Consider the following 22,609-nt stretch of genomic DNA (forward strand, 5'->3'; position numbering starts at 1 on the left):
ATTACCACTCCTGCTCTTCAAGTTCGGCGGTTTCATCCTGGCCGAACTCGGCAGATGTCCATTGTGGTTGGATAGACAGTGCATCAACAAACAAGGCTAACTGGGATACAGTTTGATACTTGAAAATATCCTTGACGTTAATCTCACAATCCAGTGTTTTATTGACAGCATTAGCAATCTGTACTGCCAGAAGCGAGTTCCCACCTAATTCAAAAAAGCTGGTGTTGGTGCTTAGCTGCGACACATCCAAAGCAAATAATTCAGCCCAGATGCTGGCTAGCGTGCGCTCTGTTTCGGTTTCAGGTTCCTGATGTTCAAGCACTGTGACTTTAATATCCGGCAACGCTTTTTTATCTATTTTGCCATTTGCAGTAAGTGGCCATTGTGTCACTCTTTGCATAGCCTGAGGCACCATATAATGTGGCAACGTCAACTGTAATTTAGCTTTTATTTCCTGCAACCATTGCACTTCGTTGTTGGCTTTAAAGCCAGCGTCTGTCTCGATATAGGCCGCCAGCCCGAGCTGGCCATTGAGTTCCGCTTTTTTCACGACACAATGTTTCACATCGGGCAGCGCAGTAATAGCATCGCAAATCTCACCTAACTCAATGCGATAGCCACGAATTTTTATCTGGTCATCGGTACGACCAATAAATTCCAGTTCACCACAAGCCCCTAACCTGACCAGATCACCCGTGTGATACAGTGTCTGTTGCACATCATTGGGGTTTTGGACAAACCGTTGCTCCGTCAGAGACGCCTGGTTAACATAACCTTGGGCTAGTCCGGCTCCCGCTATAAATAGCTCACCCACTGCGCCTGTTGGCACGGGTCTTAAATATTCATCCAGCACAAAATGCTGGTAATTGGCTAATGAGCCACGCAACTTAACACCGCCATCCTGCTCCAATACCTGGGCAGAAACCGGACACACCATAGACCATATGGTGGCCTCAGTAGGACCATAACAATTCCACACTGACTTACTGTTGCGCTCTAGAAACTGTGCCAGCTTTAACGGCAAGGCCTCACCGCCGCATAACACATTGAGATCAGCTTTCCCCTGCCATTGGGCATTCGCTAATAATTGCCAGGTGGCTGGTGTGGCTTGCATCAGGTTGATGTCATAATCCAACAACAAACGCGCGATTTTTTCTGGCTCTGCGACATCTTCGGTACCAGCAACGAAAACCGTGCCACCCTGTATCAGCGGACCAAACAATTCCAACCCGGCGATATCAAAAGACAGCGTGGTTACCGCCAACAGGCGTGTAGAAGCACTCAACGCGCCTTCCAATACTTCATGCATCGCCTGCATAAAATTGTTTAGCGCCGCGTGAGATACCGCGACACCTTTGGGCTGCCCGGTAGAACCTGAGGTATAGATAACATAGGCAGTATCTTCCATAGAGAACCCATCGGGTAAGGAAGAATCACCAACCACAACGGAAGTTGTTTGAGACTGTAGCAGCGCATCAATATCGATAACCGGGATAAGATGCTGAGCATCTGACACGGCCGAATCCAGTGCAGTTTTATCAGCAATCAACATCGCCGCGGCACTGTCAGATAGCATATGCTTAACCCTGGCTTCGGGTGTTGCCGGATCGATAGGTAGGTAAGCTGCGCCTGACTTCATAATCCCTAAAAGCGTCGGCAACAACCTGACACTGCGAGACAAACACACAGCTACAACCTGACCTCGACCAATTGCCTTATCATTTAAATTTTGGGCTATGATGTCACTTTGCTCGCGAATCTCACCATAACTCAGAGAGTTATTGGCATCCTGTACCGCGATCTTATCCGCTGCACTCAGTGTGAGTTTGTCCACCTGGTCACAAATGCGTTGCGACTCAAATGCAATGGATTTACCGCTTAACAACTCAATTTGGTTCTGGTAGTTGTTTAGCGATAATTGCATCACGTTTGTTACATCCGGTGTCGCCATTTGAGTTAAAACACTTTGCAACTGCTGCAAGACAGCGGCGATTGCTTCAGAGCTAAACAGTTCACCGCGATAGTTGAGTTTTAACACCAGGTTTTTACGAATATTGGCCGACAAGGTAAGCTTGTAATTGGTTTGTTCGTCAGTGGCATTGCTTTCCATAGACAAGCCATGTTCCTGTGGCTCTCCCTGTTCCTCAGGGTCAAAGGGATAATTCTCAAAAATCACCAGAGAATCAAACAAATTGGCATCGCCTGAAACATTAGATTGAGCCTGTATATCAATCAGTGGTAAGTAGCCATGCTCAATATCCAACTGAAACGCATGATGTAAATCTTCCAGTTGCTCTTGCAGCGTTTTTCCTTGCTCGAAGGAAACCTTGACCGGTATGGTATTGATAAACAACCCCACCATGGATTCGACGCCAGATAAATCCGCTGGACGACCAGAAATTGTGGCACCAAACAATACATCCCGGTCGCCGCTGTAGCGATGCAGCAAGTAGCCCCATGCATATTGCAACAAGGTATTTATTGTGGTCTTTTGCTGTTTAGCAAATAGCTGCAACGACTGAGTCGCTGCCTCGGACAAGGACATTATCTGCTGCTGATAACCAGCCTGTGATTTATCGCCCCACTTATCCATCGCCAGAGCAGTAGGAGATTCAAACTGTTGCAATTTGTCATGCCAATAACGCTGCGCAGCGGTGGGCTCTTTCTTCAATAACCACTGAATATAGTCTTCAAAAGCCAACGGCGGAGCAAGTGATAACTCCTTGCCTGACTGCTCTGCACTATACAAAGCCATAACTTCCTTATACACCAGTCCGGAGCACCAACCATCTATCAACATATGATGATGGGTCCACAATAATTGATAACGCTCATCACTTAATCAATAAATTGTCATGCGCATCAACGGCGGTTGCCCTAAATCAAAGCCCCGGGCTTTGTCTTCTGCGCGTTTTTCTGCAAAACTCTGAACCTGTTGCTCCGCACTTAGATGCCGCCAGTCCTCTACAATAAAAGGCATTTTGGCTTGCTGACAAACCAATTGCTGAAGCAGTGTCGCATTACCGACGAACGCCGTTCTAAACACATCGTAACGGACAATAATTCGCTGCCATGCCTGTTCAAATGCCGCCAAATCCAGTGGCCCACGAATAACCGGATATGTTTGATTTACATAGGCTCCGGAGTCCATTGAGCTGTGGTAGAACATCCCTTTTTGCATCGGCGTGGCATGATAGAGTTTATTAATATCCGGATATTGCTGTTGCCATTGCTGTAGCTGCGTTGTCGATGCAGCAGCATTTGGAAAATCCGACGGCGTAAACAAGCTGTTGCTTTGACTGGAACAGTGAGCAATAACATCACTAATGCCCCGTTTAATGTACCCCGCCAGAGACTCGATACTCTGTTGATGATATTGCTGTCGACTGTAATCCAGTTTGAATGTGAGCACGCCGTTGGTTATCAATCCATTGAGGCCCAGTTGATGCATTCTGTTGCCCATTGAGGTCTTGGACTGCCCAATGTCTTCCTTCGCGGCTTTAAACAGCGAATTTGAATTCAGTGTCTGGTCAAATTGCCCCAAATAGTTAAATGCAATGGCACTGCAAATATTGGCATCAAGCTGGCTAATTTCTGCATCGGCACTGACATAGCGCAAAACGCCATAACCCAAACCATTGTCAGGGATATTGCGGATCCGCTCTTTGATATCACAAACCTGTTGTTGCAAATCATCGTGGCAAGTTATGCGCAAAGGATAAAAGCTGGTAAACCAACCCAAAGTCTGTGTAATGTCCAGATCATCGCGAATATGCTCTCTTCCATGCCCTTCAAGAATAAAATCAAAGGTCTGATTCTCACTCCACTGATGCAGACCACGAGCTACACCAGCAAGTAAAATATCGTTGATTTGAGTGTGATAGGCTTGGTTACACTGGGTTAGCAGCGCTTCTGTTTGAGCCTGAGAGAACTCAATATCCAGCATAGCCTGACTTTCGATACTGCCGTAATCGGCCAAGTCCATATCTACCGGCAAAGCCTGCCCAGGGGCTGAAAAGCAACTCAACCATTGCTGCTTTTCTTGCTGCAAAGCATCGCTCTCTGATAATTCCAGTAAAGCATTACTCCAAGTTTGGATATTATCAGTGGCAACTGGCAATTGGATATCTGAATTATGCAATTGTTCATAGGCAGATTGCAGATCATTCAAAAGTATACGCCAGGAAACACCGTCAATAATTAAATGATGTGCCACCAGAAATAACCGATTTGCTTTGTAGGTATTTTGTTTATCCGGCTCGACAAACAACACCGCCCGAATGAGAGGGCCTTGTGTTAAATCAAATTGGGTTTGCCAGCACTGACAACGCTCGGTAATGAATTCCTCACTGTCACTGAGCTGCTCTACTACACAACTTTGTGCCACTCGATTCTGACAGTCTTTTTCAAACTTACCGCGCCACTGCCCCTGTTCTTGATAAAAGGAAAGTCTCAAGGTGTCGTGTCGCTGATAAATGCTCTGCATCATGCGCTGTAACTTATCAGCATCCAGATCATCAGGTGTTTCAAGCAATACCGCTTGATTGTAAAAGTGCTGTTGTTGTGGCTTTTCCGCAAAAAACTTACGCTGTATTGGCAATAATGCATATTCCCCTTCAGCAACAGCTCTGGGTGAACTAACATCAGCTACGGATGTCAGTTTGGCACTTAGTTTCTCGATTGTCTGGGTTTCAAACAACTGCTTTGTGGTGGCATGAAAACCGGCCTGATTGATTCGGGCAACAACCTGAATAGACAATATAGAATCACCGCCTATCTCAAAGAAATTATCTGTGATGCCCACTTTCTCAAGTCCTAAGACTGACTGCCAAATCTCAGCGAGAACCTGTTGCGTGGTATTTTGAGGAGCAGAATAACTCTGGGCCACCTGATAATTCGGCTCAGGCAGAGCTCTTTTGTCAATCTTATTGTTTTTGTTTAGCGGAAATTCAGACAGCCATAAATAACCAGATGGCAACATATAATGAGGTAATTTGGCTGATAAGCGATTGCGCACTGAAGCTAATAGCTCCTGCAGTTCCTGGCTGGCATTCTCTTCATTGGCAATCAGGTAAGCCGCAATTCGCTTTTCGGCACCTTCGCCTCTAATCACCACAGTGGCATCAGCAATTTCAGGCTGAGCTTTGAGCAATGCTTCAATTTCAGCTAATTCGATCCTGAAACCGCGTAATTTCACCTGATCATCAACCCTGCCAATAAAGGCCAATTGACCATCCGCTTGCCACTTGACCAGGTCTCCACTTCTATAGACTCGTTGTCCGTCGCCCAGCGCATCGCTGATGAATTTCTCAGCAGTCAATTCCGGTCTGTTGTGATAGCCTCTTGCCACACCTGCACCACCAATATAGAGCTCGCCCACAACCCCAATAGGTTGCATTGCACAGTATTCATCCAGAACATAAAGATCTGCATGGCCAGGGCTTACGCCAATAGGCACTGATTCAGCATTTTTGTCCTGCTGGCACAAATGCGCAGAACTCCAGATGGTGGCTTCAGTGGGGCCATAGTCATTATAAAATCGAGCCTGATTTCCCCAAGGTTCTGCAAAGTGAGCAGCTGTCAATGTGCGGTCCAGGGCTTCTCCACCAGAAATGATGACTTTTAGAGAACTGTGTTCATTGTTCTCTCTTCGCTTGAGTTCGGTTAACACGGCGCGGTAAATCACCGGAGGCATCAGTACATGAGTTAGAGACACTGAAGCCACAAGACGAATAATTGCATCGGGATTTTTTGCCGTTTCAGGCTCCACAATCTCAAGGGCTCCTCCGGTGGTTAATGTCCAGAAAATAGCGCCCAGCGAAGCATCAAAGGAAAATGACACCATGGATGCCAACCGGCCTACTGGCTCAGCTACAAATACATGTCTGCTCAGTGTTGCTGCGATCAGTTGTCGTTGCTCTACTTCAACGCCTTTAGGCTCTCCAGTGGACCCCGAGGTGTAGATTAAATAAGCCAGTTGGTCGGCTTGATAAGTCACTTCATCTGGTGACAATACCTGCCCTGAATAGTCATCAAGCCAGGCAGTATCAGTAAGCTCCAATGGCACCTTTGTTTGCTTTAATAAATCATGCCTGGCCATTGCCAGATCATGTCCCAGAACGAGCTTAATATCAGCATCCTGGAGCATAAAAGAAAATCGCTGTGATGGTGTATCAGGCTCAAATACAATGAAAGCAGCCCCCGCTTTCAACACCGCCAACATAGCTACAATGATCTCGTTGCGACGTTCAAAGCACAGGGCAACTTTTTCTTCCGGTTGCACACCATGCGCGATTAGGTATCGGGCCAGGCGATTAGCCAGAGTATTCAATTGCTGGTAACTGAGTTCCTGCTGTCCATGAGATAACGCGATGGCATCCGGAGTGGCAGCGCTAATCTGTTCGATGTATGTGACAATAGATTGATGCTGGGGAAATAAGCCCTGTTTTTGTAATTCTTGCTGATGAGCTTTGCTTACCTGACTGAAGGATTGCACTTCACGTTTATCTTGCTCTGTCAGCAATGGCAATTGATAAATTGGCGTTGCTGGTTGAGCGGCAATACCCAAGAGCAAACTTTCCAACCCTTTAGCCATACGTGCAATGGTCTCACTGCGGAATAATTTGTCAGCGTATAACCAGGTAATGGTTAACCCCTCATCTGTTTCTGCAATGTGCAGATCGATATCCAGTTTGACCCGTTGTGTATCGCTATCCAGAGGCTCCACTTTAATGCCCGGCAACTCAAGGTTGTCTTGCTCCTGAGCAGCATAGGTCAAACTAATTTGACACAGCGGGCTATAACTGAGGTTGCGTTCAGGATTGAGTTCTTCCACCAACATATCAAACGGCACATGCTGATGCTCAAAGGCTTCGAGTACGGTTTGCTTCTGGGCAGTCAGAAACTCTTCGAACGATATATTTTCGGAAAGGTTGCTTCTTAGAATCAAACTGTTGACAAAAAAGCCCACCAGTCGTTCGAGGTTTTTGTGTTCCCTGCCGGCCACCGGGCTACCGATAATCACATCTTTTTCGTTACTCCAACGTCCAATAAGCAATGCCAATGCGCTTTGCACTAACATGAACATACTGGCTCCTTGTCGCTGTGCCAGCTGATTCAACTGCTGTGTTATGTCCGACTCGATACTGTGTTGTAACTGACCTGCACTAAAGGTCTGCTCAGCAGGTCTTGCAAAGTCGAGGGGCAATCCATGCACTTGCGGCATGCCGTCCAATTGACATTTCCAGTACTCTAAATCAGCAATAAATTTGGAACTGGATAACAACTCCTGTTGCCATACTGCAAAGTCGACGTATTGAATAGGCAATGGTGGCAGTGGATCAGATGCTCCCATAGCATAGGCTTGGTACAGGGCCACAAACTCTTCAATAAGTATCCCTTTTGACCACCCATCTGAGGCGATATGGTGCAATGTGATCAGCAGGATATGCTGTGCTTCGGCCAGCTTGAGCAGCTGCCCCCGGATCATCAGGTCGTTGCTCAGATCAAAAGGTTTATTGGCTTCTGTAGAAATTATCTTCTGAATATCCTCTGGCTCATAAGCCTTCTGACTCAAATCCAGCTCTTCGGTAACAAACACGGCATTGCGTTCGATGTAGACCTGACACTCGCCTTCAACCGGACGATAGCAAGTACGCAATACTTCATGGCGCGCAACAATTTTACTTAGCGCACTTTGCAGTGCCGCTTTATCCAGCTCTCCTGTCATTTTAATAGCAACAGGAATGTTGTATTGGCTACTGGATTGAGCAAATTGCTCTATAAACCACAAGCGCTTTTGTGCCAGAGACAGCGACAATTCAGAGTCCCGCTCTACAGCAACAATTTCCTTAAAGGCAACATGCTCCAGTGCTTCGATAAAGGCAGATAACTCACGAATACAGGGGTATTCAAACAAAGCTCTGACTTGCACTTCTTTGTTCAGACGCTCTGAGATCTCACTGACTACACGGGTAGCCAGTAAAGAATGACCACCCAATTCAAAAAAGTTCTCGGTCATGCCAATTCGGTCCATTTTCAGGACATCCTGCCAAATCTCAGCAATGGCCACTTCCATCTCAGTTTCTGGCGCCACATAACTCTGGTAAGTCTGAAAATCAGGCGCAGGCAAGGCCTTGCGATTTACCTTACCGTTGGCGTTCAGGGGGATTTCTTGCAGTATAGTAAACACCCCTGGGATCATGTAATCAGGAATACTCCCCTGCAGAGCGTTGCGATAAATTTTGCCCTGGCTGTACTGCCAGTGTTTAAAATCCGTTTCCTCTTCAAATTCTTCAATAACTTCCGGCACAACGTAAGCCACAAGTTGGTTGTCCCCACTTTCCGTGGCAAAAACATCTACTACTACCTCAAGAATTCCCGGCAACTGAATAAGCTTGTTTTCGATGTCTCCGGTTTCGACTCTGAATCCTCGAATTTTTACTTGCTGATCAATTCGGCCATCAAAGTACAGGTTTTGTCCGTCTTTACTCCAATGAACTAAATCACCCGAACGATAAAAATGCATTTCGGGTTGCAACGCACAGGTGACAAACTTGTCAGCGCTAAGTTGTGCTTGATTCAAATATCCTTGAGCAACACCAACACCGCCTATGTATAGCTCTCCCGAGACCCCATTCGGCACCAGATTTCCGGCGCTGTCCAACACCAGTAGTTGGGTATTATGCATTGGCTTTCCGATCGGACAGGTGCTGTGCAACTTGTCCAGGTTTCCCGTAACATCAAATATACTGCAACCTACGACTGTTTCGGTGGGACCGTAGTGATTGTAAATCTGACTAAGTGGGAAACACTGTTGCAACTGTTTAGCAACATCCGCAGTCAAGGCTTCGCCACCAATAACAAAGACGTGTTTAGCCTTAGATTCAAAGCGGTTTTTCTGCAGCATAGGCAACACGGCTTTCACGTGTACCGGAGTCATGCGCACCAGGTAATTACTGCTATCACCTTGCAGTTGCGTTGAGAGCTGCAGAATTTCATCTTCAGGGGGTAACAAAGAAACACTACCACCACTGAGCAAAGGTAAATACAGAGCCGGAACCGTGATATCAAAGCTGTGAGAAGTCACCAGTAACGAACCCGCTAAGCCAGGCTGATAATAGCAAGAAGCGGCGTACAGACAGTAATCTTGCAAACCAGCGTGAGTGATTTTCACGCCCTTAGGTTGTCCTGTTGAGCCTGATGTATAAATTACATAAGCCAGGTCGGACAGCTTCGCTTGTGACTCTTGTGGCAGGTTTTCATCAGAAAAGTTACTTAACAAATTGACACAGAAGTCACTGTCTAATGCCAAAGGTAACACCTCATCAAACGGCAGCTGAGCTACAAGATCTTCTTGCGTGATCACTACCGACACCTCAGAGTCTTGCAACATAAAGGCAATGCGCTCTTCCGGGTTTTTAGTGTCAAATGGCACATAAGCTGCGCCGGCTTTTAAAATCCCCAGCAACCCCACCAATAGCGACTCGGAGCGTTCTAAGCAGATACCCACCAAACTATTGGTAGCAACTCCCTGAGCCTGAAGACAACGGGCCAATTGGTTCGCCTGCTGATTTAATTGCCGGTAAGTCAATGTCGCGTCTGGACCAGAAACTGCCGGGGCATCTGGCACTAATTCAACCTGTTTTTCAAATAAGCTGACAACAGAGCTGTTGTCTCTGATTACCGTTTCTCCGGAACCTTGAGCCACAATCGCATCTTGTTGCTGTCTGGACAGCAAAGGATATTCACCAACCGGTAAATTAACCTTCTTAACGATTTCCTGGAGTAGAGTGATATAGCAATGAGACAGATGAGCGACGCTTTGCTTTTCAAACAAGCGGGCGTTAAACAACCAGCTCAGCTCGATACCCGTTGCTTTTTCCTTAACGTTTAATTCCAGTTCAAACTGATTTGCCGATTCAACCACCGGTACTGGTTGAATCTCAATATCATCCATTTTAAGCGACTCGTCGCTATTGTTGTGTAATGAAAAGAGCACCTGAATGAGTGGGCTATGGCTTAAACTGCGAGGCGGGTTAAGCTCCTCCACTAATTGATCAAAAGGTAAGTGTTGATGCTGATAAGCAGACAGTATGTTATTTTTGTTGTTTTTTAGTAATTGCTCAAAAGTCAGGCTTTGGTCTACATCTGTGCGAATGACCAGGGTATTGACGAAAAAACCAACCAAAGGCTCAATATCAGGATGCACACGGCCAGCAGAGGTGAAGCCCATTACTACATCAGATTCATTGCTGTAACGACTCAACAGCAAAGCGAATACCGACTGCAACAACATAAACAAAGTGCAGTCTTGCTGACGACACAGTTGCTCAAGTGCCTTGGTTAATTCCAGCGGGATACAATCTTCGACTACCGCACCACTAAATGTTTGCTCTGCGGGTCGTGAATAATCCAATGGAATGCTGTGCACTAACGGGATGTCTTTTAATTGCGTGCGCCAATAATCTAGCAAACGAGATTTATTGGTGTTCAGGTATTCCCTTTGCCAATGTGTATAATCGCAATACTGTATTTTTAGGGCAGGCAACTGACACTGCTCCCCCCGGCTCCGCGCCTGATAAAAATTAATGAACTCATTAATCAAAATTCCCAGCGACCAGCCATCCGCCGCAATGTGATGTAACGTAAAAATAAGCACATGGACATCATCAGCTTCTTTAACCAGAGTGCAGCGAAGCATCAAATCTGAAGACAGGTTAAACGGAGTGGCAATCTCCTGCTCTATGATATTTCGCAGTTCTCTTTCGCCGTTCTCAGAAAGCAAATTGATATGTTTGATTCCTACCGCAGCAGGGGCTTGTATTGTTTGTCGGCCTTCGCCATCGACATTGGTATAAATGGTACGTAAGACTTCATGGCGCTCAATGATACTGTCGAGTGCGAACTGCAATGCCGAAATATCCAGGGCTCCCACCAGTCGCAGTCCTGCAGGAATGTGATACTGGGTGCTATGGCCTTCCAGTTGCTCAATAAACCAAAGACGTTGCTGAGCGAAAGACAAGGGTAAGTCACCACTGCGGTTCGCTATTCTGCTAATAGCAGAAACCCGGTTTTCCACAACCGGGCTTTCGTCATCTTCTTTTAAAAAATCCAGCAAACTTTGTTTGTGTTGTTTGATCAGGCTGATGATTTCACTATTGATATTTGCGCTATTTGAGCGCGTCATCAGCTTTCCGTCAGAAACGTAAGGGTATATCCCCTCACTATTTAATAACTTAATTAATTCTGCGGCCTCAAACTCACCATTCCATAACTGTTTGTCTGTTTTCATCATTGCAACTGCTTTTGTTATTCTCTTTGATAATTTGAATATCAATAGTTCTTGCCATCGCCCTTATGTTGGGTTCGGCAAATAGCTTTATCATTGGCAGCTCCACGTTGAGCCTTTTCGCGATAAGGTTCAGCACTCGCACTGCCAATAGCGAATGACCACCCAGTTCAAAGAAGTTGTCGAGTACTCCAATTTTCCTGGTGGCCTTAGTTTCTGATGTATCATCAGTAGCAAATAGCACCTCTTGCCAAATCCCAACCAACATCTCTTCGGTTGGCGTTTCCGGGGCGCTATACTCGTTCCCAATTGACAGTTCCGCCGGTGGTAACTGGCGCCGGTCGACTTTGCCGTTTGTTGTCAATGGGAAGCTATCCATTTCCACTATCGCCTTAGGACGCATGTATTCAGGCAAGAGTGAAGCCAGTTGCGATCTGAGAATCGAATCCAGCTTTCCTTTTTCGGGATCATGTTTGGCGGCGACGACATAAGCGACTATATGTGTTGATTTATTGTGAACCTGGGTGACAACCACAGTTTCAACAACGCTGTCACACTGCCGTATCTTATGCTCAATCTCACCTAACTCTATTCGATACCCACGTATTTTAATCTGGTCATCTTTTCGACCTAAAAACTCCAACAAGCCATCCTTGTTCCAACGCACTATATCGCCTGTGCGATAGAGTCGTTCGTTGTCATTAAAAGGACTCGCAATAAAACGGCTTTCTGTTAACTCAGGTTTATTGAGATAACCCTGGGCTACCCCAGAGCCACCGAGCACCAATTCACCTATTGCCCCTGAAGGTAATAAGTTTTTATTCAACAGCCCCATAACGTACAGCTGCCGATTCGGTAGCGGTTTGCCGATTGGTATCGGTTCATACACCTCGTCTATGTGCAAATAACAGCTGCCAATTGTTGACTCTGTTGGCCCATAGTGATTGTAAACCTGCGCCCCATCAAAAGCGTTTTTATATGCTTTAACTAAGCCACTTTCCAGTCGCTCTCCACCAAATACAAACACGTGTTTTTGGGTCTGTCGAGAGTCAACCTGAAACTCCGAAGCAAACAATTCCCCTTGTGAGGGTGTTAGTTTTAACAACCAATTTGACTCACGCGTGAGATATTTTTGGGTTTCAGCAATGTAGTTATCTTCATCAGTCAACGCGATTCGGCCACCTACAACCAGTGGCAATAACAAACACGGCAAAGTCCCATCAAAGCAAATCGAGGTAGCCAGAATACTGCCTTCCAACTCAGCATGATAATAACTTTGTTGCGCTCCCTGCATATAAGATACGAGAGAACTGTGTTCTATTAAGACACCTTTGGGTTTGCCGCTGGAACCAGATGTATAAATGACATACGCCAACTGGCCGGAAAAATCGCCAACCGCATCGAGAACTAAATTTGCCGTAGAAAAACTACTATAAATCTCATTATTGTCAATAGCTAATGGTTGAATATGGGACAACACAGACTCAGGTAGTTGTTTCAACATGGCACTACTGGTTAAGGTTAATTCGATACCTGCGTCTTCGACGATATAATGAATTTGTGCCGATGAATGTTGCGCTGCAAAAGGCACATACGCGGCACCTGCCTTAAACGTAGCCAGAATAGCCAGCATCATATCGACACTGCGCTCAATACAAATCCCCACCATGCTACCAGGCCTAACGCCTTGCATAATTAAATATCTGGCGAGTCGATTGGCGCGCTCGTTGAGTTCCTGATAACTAACTTTATGCGAACCAAACTCCAATGCAACCGCATTGGGATTACCGCTTACACACTGCTCAAATAATTGATGAAATGCCAATCCGGTTGCTTCGATTGGCAACCCCACACCTCTCGCCAATTGTTCAGATTGTTCCGCTTCTTCCAGTAAACTAAGACTTTGTAGTGGCCTGTCCAGCCACTCAGGGAAACAATTCAGTATACGCTCAAGGTAGCCCATCAAACGCTCAACAATTGGTCCTTCAAAATCCCCTTCCAGATACTTAAATTTAATTTCCAATTGCTCTCTTACGTTGGCAACCAGGCTCAATTTGTAGCCATTGTGATCTTCCGACTGAATATTCTCTATGCCGATACCTTTAGTATCTGACTGCTGGCTCGTTAACAAATCCACTGGATAGTTTTCAAACACCAGGATGCTGTTAAACAGCGAACGCCCATTAGGTACCAGAGATTGTGATTGAATATCAGATAACGCCAGAAAACCATGATGATTACTGTTCTGGAACTCTTCGAAAACGGCTTTAAGACAGGTGCGAAGGGTATTCTTCGCCTGAAACTGAATGCGAACCGGCAAAGTATTAATAAATAACCCCACCGTTTCATCAATGCCTTCAAGCGCCACATCGCGGCCGGACACCGTTGCTCCAAAAAGCACATCATTTTCGCCACTGCATTGTTGCAATAAATACCCCCAAGCCACCTGTAATAAGGTGTTTATCGTGGTCTGGCTCTGTTGTGCCAATTTAAGCAATGAAATGGTTAGTTCAGCACTGCAGTGTAAACTTTTCTGCATTAACTGAGGCTGTGCGTCTTCCCTATCAGAAGACACATTCTGCAAGCCAAATAACGGTGTTACTGCTTCAAAATCGCCTAAGTAGTTTGCCCAATAATCTATCGAACGGGATTTGTCTTGCTGAAGACGCCAGGCAATGTACTCTTTGTAACTGCAACCAGAGCTGGGGGGTCTGTTTATTTCATTTGACGATAAAGTGCTTGCTGTGATGCGATGATATTCAGTCATCACTTCATCAAAAACTATTGGCAGACACCAGCCATCTAGCAGCGCGTGATGATGACTCCAGACCACTGTGATTTTATCGTCGCGTTTAATCACCTGTAACCGATTAAGGGGAGCCGTCAGTGATTCAAATCCCAGTTGTCGGTCTTGCTGTCGAAACAAATCAAATTGCAGATCTTGTTGTTGCGCTGACAAGTGCCGCCAGTCATGCTCCTGCCATTGCAGACGACTGTCATGCAATACCACCTGCAGCCACTCGGGTTCCTGAAGGAACACAGTTCTGAATATATTGTGGCGGTTCACAACCTCTTGCCATGCCTGACGAAAAGACGCTAAATCCACCTCTCCGGTCAGATCAAATACCAACTGATTAATGTACGCATCAGCATTGAGCAAAGTGTGGTATAACATGCCAGTCTGCACTGGCGTAGCCGGATAAATATCTTTAATTGAGGTGAATTGCTGTTGCAATCGCTTCAGATGACACTGGTCCAGTTGCACCAATGGAAAATCCGAAGGCGTAAGCTCACGCCCCGTGTGGGCCAAACAATGTGTGCTAACATCAGCAATGGCAGCGGTGATTTGCTGCATAAGCAGCACCATAGTGTCCTCGCAATATTGCTCATCACTGTATTCCAGACTCAAAACCAGCTTATCTGATTCAAACCAGCAATTTAGTTCCAGATCATGCTCCCGCAACAACGAAGCCGAAATCTCAGCACCATACTTTTCGTCAGTGACCACAAATACAGAGTCATTGTTGCTCTGCATATCAAATTTACCCAAATAGTTAAACAGCAACGGAATAATCTGATTTTGGGACAGTTCTGACAGTTGGCTATCTTCGGACAGATACCTTAAAGCCCCAAAGTTCATGCCTTTTTTCGGCACCTTTCGCAGCCGCTCTTTAACAGAAATAATGGCTTCAGCAACAGACAAGGTTGCCTCATTATCGTCACTGACGGGAGCTATCGACAATGGATAAATACTGGTAAACCACCCCAAGGCTTCAGATACATCTAAGCTCTCAAAAAGGTTTTCTCTACCGTGCCCCTCTAAACTAAAGGTAAATTGCCGCTCACCACTGAAACGATGAAAGGCCAGGAATACCGCGGCCAGAAGCAACTCCTGAGTTTGACTGTTATAGGGTGTTAAACAATCACTGGTTAAGCCAGGCACCCAGTCATCACTTAAACTCTGCTCCAATTTGCGCACTGAAGCATAACGGCTCATGCCGGTATTACTCTTATCTTTTTTGATTGTGCCTGATAGTTGCTGTAATTGTTCTTGCCAAAATGCTAACTCATCAGCAAATTCGCCTTGATGCGTTTTTTCATGCAATTGTCTGGCAAACCCTTGCAAATTGCCGCCCTGTATTTCAGCGTTAAAGTTGCCAGCATCGAGGTTGCCAAACAGCTCTTCTAAATCCGCCAACAGTATCCGCCAGGAGACGCCATCAATGACCAGGTGATGAGCGATAATCTGTAAGCGACGAGCTTGTTTGTTGTCATGCTCGAACAACACAAAACGCAATAGCGGGCCAGACGATAAATCTAAAGTTGACTGCCAGTAACCGCCTTTTTCCCGCATAAACTCTTCATGTTCAGCGCTATTCTCCGGCAAAATTTCAACAATACAGGCCTGCTGTGACAATGTCTGAATAGTCTTTTTCAATTGAGATAAGGAATCAGGATAACGAGCTTGCCAGTTATCATTGTGCTGATGAAAACTGAGCCTTAAGGCATCGTGACGTTGGAATACACCTTCAACTAAAGACAACAGCCCGGCAGGTGTCAGGTTGTTCGGTACCCTGGTTACCATTGATTGGTTGTAGTGTTGCAGGCCCTGCTCCTGTTGCTGAAAGAAGCGCGCCTGAACAGGCAATAGCAACTGCTCGCCGGTTGCGGCTTGAGATGCGACAGACTCATTACCAGCGGTTTGACTTACCACAGTAACCAAAGACGCGATAGTTTGGTTGGCAAATACCTGTTGCGTTGTAAACAGTAACCCCTGTTTTTTGGCAATAGACACTAACCGAATCACCGCTATAGAGTCACCACCCAGCTCAAAGAAATTGTCAGTTATTCCGACTTGCTGTGCGCCTAATACCGTTTGCCACAACTGACATAGCCTGACTTCAAGGTTAGTTTCCGGCGCCAGATATTTCCCGCTTCTGATGACATCTGGAATGGGTAACGCTTTTCTGTCTAATTTTCCATTGCCAGTAGTCGGTAACGACGCTAAAACAACAAAATACCCGGGCAGCATATGGGCCGGGAGGGTCTCCTGAATCGCAGACCGAATTGTAGCCTTCAATCCCTCTTCATCCTGGGTGTCGCTGGCGATATAAGCAACCAGCACTTTCTCTCCGCCCAACTCTTTTGCGTCCACCAGGCAATTGGTGACCTCAGCGCACTGTGCAATCACGGATTCAATTTCACCTAACTCAATGCGAAAACCGCGAATTTTAATCTGATGGTCATTGCGGCCAAGGTATTCCAATTGACCTGCTGCACTCCAACGCACCAGATCGCCGGTACGGTACAATCGATTTTCCTCTCTGAAAGGATTTTTCACGAAACGCTGAGCAGTAAGTTCGGGCCTGTTCAGATAACCTCTGGCCACACCATCACCGCCAATATACAGTTCTCCGGTGCAACCTTTGGGTACCAGTTGCATTGATTCATCCAGAACATAAAGCTGAATGTTATCAATCGGCTTGCCTATATAAACCGTATGTGTGTTGGGAAACTGTCGGCAGTCCCAGTAACTCACGTCGATCGCCGCTTCAGTGGGACCATACAAATTGTGCAGTTGACTGCTCCCGGCATTCCCTAAAAATCGTTTTACCAGTTCCGCACTTAAGGCTTCACCACTGCAAAACACGTATTTCACTCCCTGACATCCTGACCAGTCAGTGAATTCCAAAAAGGCGTTGAGCATAGAAGGAACAAAGTGCAGCGTGGTTATTTGCTTTTCCTGAATCAGGTGTTGCAGATATTCCGGTTGTTTATGTCCTTCAGGTTTGGCAAAAACAATCCGTGAGCCCACCAATAATGGCCATATCAACTCCCAAACCGATACGTCAAAACTAAAGGGCGTTTTTTGCAGAACCCGGTCATCGGAACCAATAGGATAAGCTCGCTGCATCCAATGAAGTCGATTCACCAGAGCGCGATGTTCGTTCATGACCCCTTTAGGCTTACCGGTAGATCCCGAAGTATAGATAACGTATGCCAGGTGATTGGCTGTTACTCCCGTTTCTTCAACCGTTAGGTTATCTTTCTCATAACGCTTTAAAGCGCTGCTTAACTCGGTATCTGCCAACTTTGATTGTGAATCAATAGCAAATCCAGCCAGACCGTCCACGCTGATGACTTTGCCACTATAATTTTTCAATCGATTTGTAAGCCCGGATAAGCACAGCACCACATCCGGTGCGGCATCTTGCAACATAGAATCAATGCGTTCTTGCGGATAATCAGGATCTAACGGAACATAGGATGCCCCAGCCTTAAGAATGGCCAGAATAGCGATACTCATTTCTAATGAGCGTTCGACGCATAAACCTATTCGCGCATCAGGGACTATTTGGGCGGAAGCGCGAAGATGGCGCGCCAGAGCATTACTGACATCATTCAATTGTTGATAGGTTAAGTTTTGCTCCTCGTATTGCACTGCGACGTTATCTGGGTGTCGGTTTACTTGTTGCTCAAACAACTGATGTACGCAGACAGACTCTGGATAATCCATCTGAGTATCGTTAAGTTCCTGTATCAGATGTTGCTGCTCTGCGGCAGATAAAATTTGTAATTGAGAAAGTGAAATCGGCTCATCGACCGTTTGTGCCACGTCAGATAACTGCGCTAACAGGCTTTTCAGATGTTCATTTAATTGCTGAATATGCTCCTGAGAAAACAGGTTTGTATCATACAACCAGGTCAGTGCAATACTTTGCGGGCTGATATTGGCCGTCAGCTCAATATCCATCTTGCTTTGCAGTTGCAGATCTTCGTTAACCTTAAGTTCTGCCTGCCTGAACTTGCGAATGATTGCACTATCGGGAGCAGCCACCTCAAATTCAGAATTACTGCTGAGCATTATCTGAAACAGGGGGCTGTGAGCCTGACTGCGGGGTACCTGCAAACGCTCCACCAGTTGCTCAAAAGGTACATCCTGATTCGCCTGTGCCTGCAGGTTCACTTCCCGAACATGCTGCAGATAATCCGACAGGGTCGCCTGGCGGGTATCCAGACGCAACACCAGAGTATTCACAAAAAAGCCTATCAGGGGTTCGACTTCCGCCTGCAGACGGTTGGCCACCGGTGTGCCTATAACAATGTCATGGCTGTTGCTGTGGCGGGATAACACCAGTGACAGGGCACCGTGCAACAGCATAAAGGGAGTCATGTTGTAACGCCGTGCCAGTGCCAGTAATCGTCCGGCTACGTCGCCATCAAGCAGGCCCTTCACCTGAGCTCCCTGATGTTGTTTTCTCACCGGGCGGCTGTGGTCCAGCGGTAAACTGTGTACCGCCGGCAGCTCCGCTAACTGTTCTGTCCAGTATGCCAGTTGGGTTTCCAGCAATTCGCCACTTAAGGTTTCCCGTTGCCAGCGGGCATAGTCTGCATACTGTATCGACAACGGTGTTAATGGACTATCCTGCCCGGCCTCATACGCCTGATACAGGCTGAAAAACTCCTGACTCAGTACGTCCATCGACCAGCCATCTGAGGCAATATGATGCATGTTCAGCAACAACAGGCCACTGTCGCTGCCGGTATGGGTGTACCCCACCCGCAACATCAGCTCCTGACTTAAATCAAACGGCTGCTCACAAATCTCAGAGCGGAAGGCACTCATCTGTTTGTCTTGTGTCTCACGCGTGAGACCTGACACATCCAGCTGACGTAAACTAAATGCTACCTCTGATAACGGCATAATACGCTGTAACGCCTGACCGTCCCGCTCAAAATAGACGGTTCTAAGTACTTCGTGACGCTCGATAATGGTCTTAAACACCGCTTCAACCAGCGTCAGGTCGAGGCGACCTTTGACCTCAAACACTGAGGGCATGTGGTACTCCGGTGAGCCGCCCTGTAACTGGTCGATAAACCACAGCCGTTGCTGGGAAAAGGAGGTCTGCTCTGTTCCGTCAGGACGGGCTACCGCCGTTACCTTACTGCGCACAACCCCGCTCTGATTTTCATCCAGCCACTGGCCAATACCGGCGATACTGGGAAACTCATATAACGCCGGGACACTCACTTCCAGTGACAGCTGTTCCCGTATCCGGGCTATCAGGCGTACCGACAGTAACGAATGTCCGCCCAATTCAAAAAAATTAGCCGTGACACTGAGGCTGTCGGCTTCCAGTCCCAGTAAATCCGTCCAGATGGGTAACAGCGCGCGCTCTGTGGCGGTTCGCGGTGCCACATAGTCACGGACCTGACCTGCCAGAGCAAAATCCGGTAACGCCTTTTTATCGATTTTACCATTGGGGGTCAGTGGCCATTGCACCACTGTCTGCATTATTTCCGGCACCATGTAGGCCGGTAAACACTGCAGCAGATGCTGTTTGACGCGAGATAACAGCTCCGGACCATCACTGACACCCTCCGACAGTTTCAGCCAGGCCACCAGTTGCGGACTGCCCGCAATGTCCCGGGCCATGACTACTGCCGATTCCACCAGCTCTGATGCTTCTGTCTGACTGACAATCTCACCTAATTCAATGCGAAATCCACGGATTTTTACCTGGTCATCATTGCGTCCCAGATACATCAGGTTGCCATCAGGAAGATAGCGCACCAGGTCGCCGGTACCATACAAACGCTCCCCGGCTATGAACGGATTAGCGATAAAACGCTCAGCCGTTAACGCTTCGCGATTCAGATAACCTCGTGCTACACCTGCACCGCCCACATATAACTCGCCCACACAGCTAAACGGTACCAGCGACAGTTCTTCATCCAGTACATAAGCCTGACTGTTGTCGATTATTTTGCCAATATACGGCTCCGACTCCAGTGGTGATTCAAATGACGCCATGGTGGAATAGGTGGTATCTTCTGACGGACCATACAGATTACACACTCGTGCACCCGGACACCGGGCCAGTAACCGATTGACCAGGTTTTTCTTTAGCGGCTCACCGGCAAGATTAATGGTTTTTACCTGGTCCGGTATCAGTCCCTGCTCCAGCAACGCCGTTATCGCTGAAGGGACAGTATTGACCAGCGTAATACTGCTCAGACCCGATGCCGGTATCGACAGAATATTGTCCACCAGATACAACTGAGTCCCGAGACTCAGTGGCAAAAACAGTTCATAGACTGACAGGTCAAAGTTAATTGAAGTGGACGCCAATACCACTGCACATTCCTGCTGGCTGAAGCGGCTTTGTGCCCAACTCAGCATCGCCACAGCATTGCCATGTTCAATCATCACGCCTTTCGGCTTCCCTGTGGACCCGGAGGTATATATCACATAAGCTAGATGCGAAGATAAAACAGCGGTTTGTGGGTTGCTTACCGGATAATGTGCAAGCTCAGCGGTCAACGCTTCTATGATGAGCTTCTCACCTTCATATCCCGCCAAAGACTCAATAACATCCGACTGGGTCAGCACCACCTGAGCCTGAGTATCCGACAACATAAAAGCCAGACGCTCCTGTGGATAGCCCGGGTCCAGCGGCACATAGGCCCCGCCAGCTTTGAGAATCGCCAGTATAGCCACCACCATTTCTGGCGAGCGATTGACACACAGTCCCACAAAGCTGTCCGGGGTAATCTCATAATGAGCCAACAGGTAATGAGCCAGTTGATTGGCCCGTTCGTTTAGCGCCTGATAGCTCAGCCTCTGCTCACCATATACCAGAGCCGTTGCCTCGGGATGTGCGGCCACCTGGGCTTCAAATAAATGATGAATGCACTGCTGCTGCGGATAAGCCCGGCGGGGTCCCTGCAACATGCTCAGTAACTGATGCGTTTCTTCGGCTGACAGCATCTCTAATGCGGCTAATCGGGTATCCGCCTCAGCTGCTGCGATTGACTGTAACATCTGCATCAGGTGGCCGTTCAATGCCGATATACGCTGCTCTGAAAACAGGGCTGAATCATATACCCAGTCCAGCCCCACGCCCTGCTCACTCAGGCTTAAGGTAATATCTAAATCAAACTTGGCCTGTACCTGACCGTCTCGGTACGCAGAAAAACTGACCTCAGGGAGTGCGTAAGCTATGTCCTGACCGGATGCCTGCACCCCATAGTCATTATTACTGCTGAGCATTATCTGAAACAAAGGGCTGTGAGCCTGACTGCGAGGCACCTGCAAACGCTCCACCAGTTGCTCAAAAGGTACATCCTGATTCGCCTGTGCCTGCAGGTTCACTTCCCGAACATGCTGCAGATAATCCGACAGGGTCGCCTGGCGGGTATCCAGACGCAACACCAGGGTATTCACAAAAAAGCCTATCAGGGGTTCGACTTCCGCCTGCAGACGATTGGCCACCGGAGTGCCTATAACAATGTCATGGCTGTTGCTGTGGCGGGATAACACCAGTGACAGGGCGCCGTGCAACAGCATAAAGGGAGTCATGTTGTAACGCCGTGCCAGTGCCAGTAATCCTCCGGCCACTTCACCATCAAGCTGGCCTTTAACCTGGGCTCCCTGATGTTGTTTTCTCACCGGGCGGCTGTAATCCAGCGGTAAACTGTGTACCGCCGGCAGCTCTGCTAACTGTTCTGTCCAGTAAGCCAGTTGGGTTTCCAGCAATTCGCCACTTAAGGTTTCCCGTTGCCAGCGGGCATAGTCTGCATACTGTATCGACAACGGGGCTAATGGACTATCCTGTCCGGCTTCATACGCCTGATACAGGCTGAAAAACTCCTGACTCAGTACGTCCATCGACCAGCCATCTGAGGCGATATGATGCATGTTCAGCAACAACAGGCCGCTGTCGCTGCCGGTATGGATATACCCCACCCGCAACATCAGCTCATGGGAAAGATCAAACCCCAGCTCACAAAACTGACTAACTATCTGTTGGCTCGTACTGTTAAGCGGATGCAGTTCATTGTCAGGTAAAGCAAACTCTTGTAACTCAAAGCTGTAGTCTGTAACTGGCTGAATGTGCTGAATAACACCTGAGGCATGTTCGCGATAAACCGTGCGCAAGATTTCATGTCGCTCAATAATGGTTTCAAAAGCGCGTTTTACACATTTCAGGTTAAGCTTGCCCTGCACTTCAAAGACACCGGTCATATTATATTGCGATGCAGATGTATCAAGCTGCTGCAAAAACCAAAGGCGCTGCTGCGCAAAAGAAGCAGGCACCGGGGTAGACTGGTCACCAGAGTAAGGCTTGATCTGTGCTTTCGATTTAGACTGTGCGCTTAACGCTGCCAGATAAGTTTTAAATTCAACTTTGTGCTCAATCAACTGCTGCTTTAATGCCGGAGCCAAATCTTTTGGTAACTTTAAATTAAATGAGTCTTCAGTAGGTTGAAAAATAACACCCGCCTGCTGCAGGGCGTTGAATAGTTGTTCCATAC

The 22,609-nt window shown here is 47.2% G+C and carries 2 protein-coding genes and 1 pseudogene; all 3 read right to left on the minus strand.

Going from position 1 to position 22,609, the window contains the following annotated elements:
- Position 1: 1 nt before the first annotated feature.
- Positions 2-1,951: a non-ribosomal peptide synthetase gene (locus ACXAD8_RS07305; protein WP_475232905.1), complete on the minus strand. Its 1,950-nt coding sequence runs from the start codon at positions 1,949-1,951 to the stop codon at positions 2-4.
- Positions 1,937-11,296, minus strand: a pseudogene (locus ACXAD8_RS07310) (amino acid adenylation domain-containing protein); the annotation flags it as partial. The pseudogene ACXAD8_RS07310 and the gene ACXAD8_RS07305, both read right to left, overlap by 15 nt.
- Positions 11,262-22,607: an amino acid adenylation domain-containing protein gene (locus tag ACXAD8_RS07315; RefSeq protein WP_475232907.1), complete on the minus strand. Its 11,346-nt coding sequence runs from the start codon at positions 22,605-22,607 to the stop codon at positions 11,262-11,264. The gene ACXAD8_RS07315 and the pseudogene ACXAD8_RS07310, both read right to left, overlap by 35 nt.
- Between the last annotated feature and the right edge of the window lie 2 nt (positions 22,608-22,609).

The organism is Planctobacterium sp. AWH2_060 (assembly GCF_056158425.1).

Bases quoted from the DNA above. Each gene is read 5' to 3' on its own strand.
- ACXAD8_RS07315 (WP_475232907.1), bottom strand. From the start codon at position 22,607: ATGGAACAACTATTCAACGCCCTGCAGCAGGCGGGTGTTATTTTTCAA.
- ACXAD8_RS07305 (WP_475232905.1), bottom strand. From the start codon at position 1,951: ATGGCGACACCGGATGTAACAAACGTGATGCAATTATCGCTAAACAAC.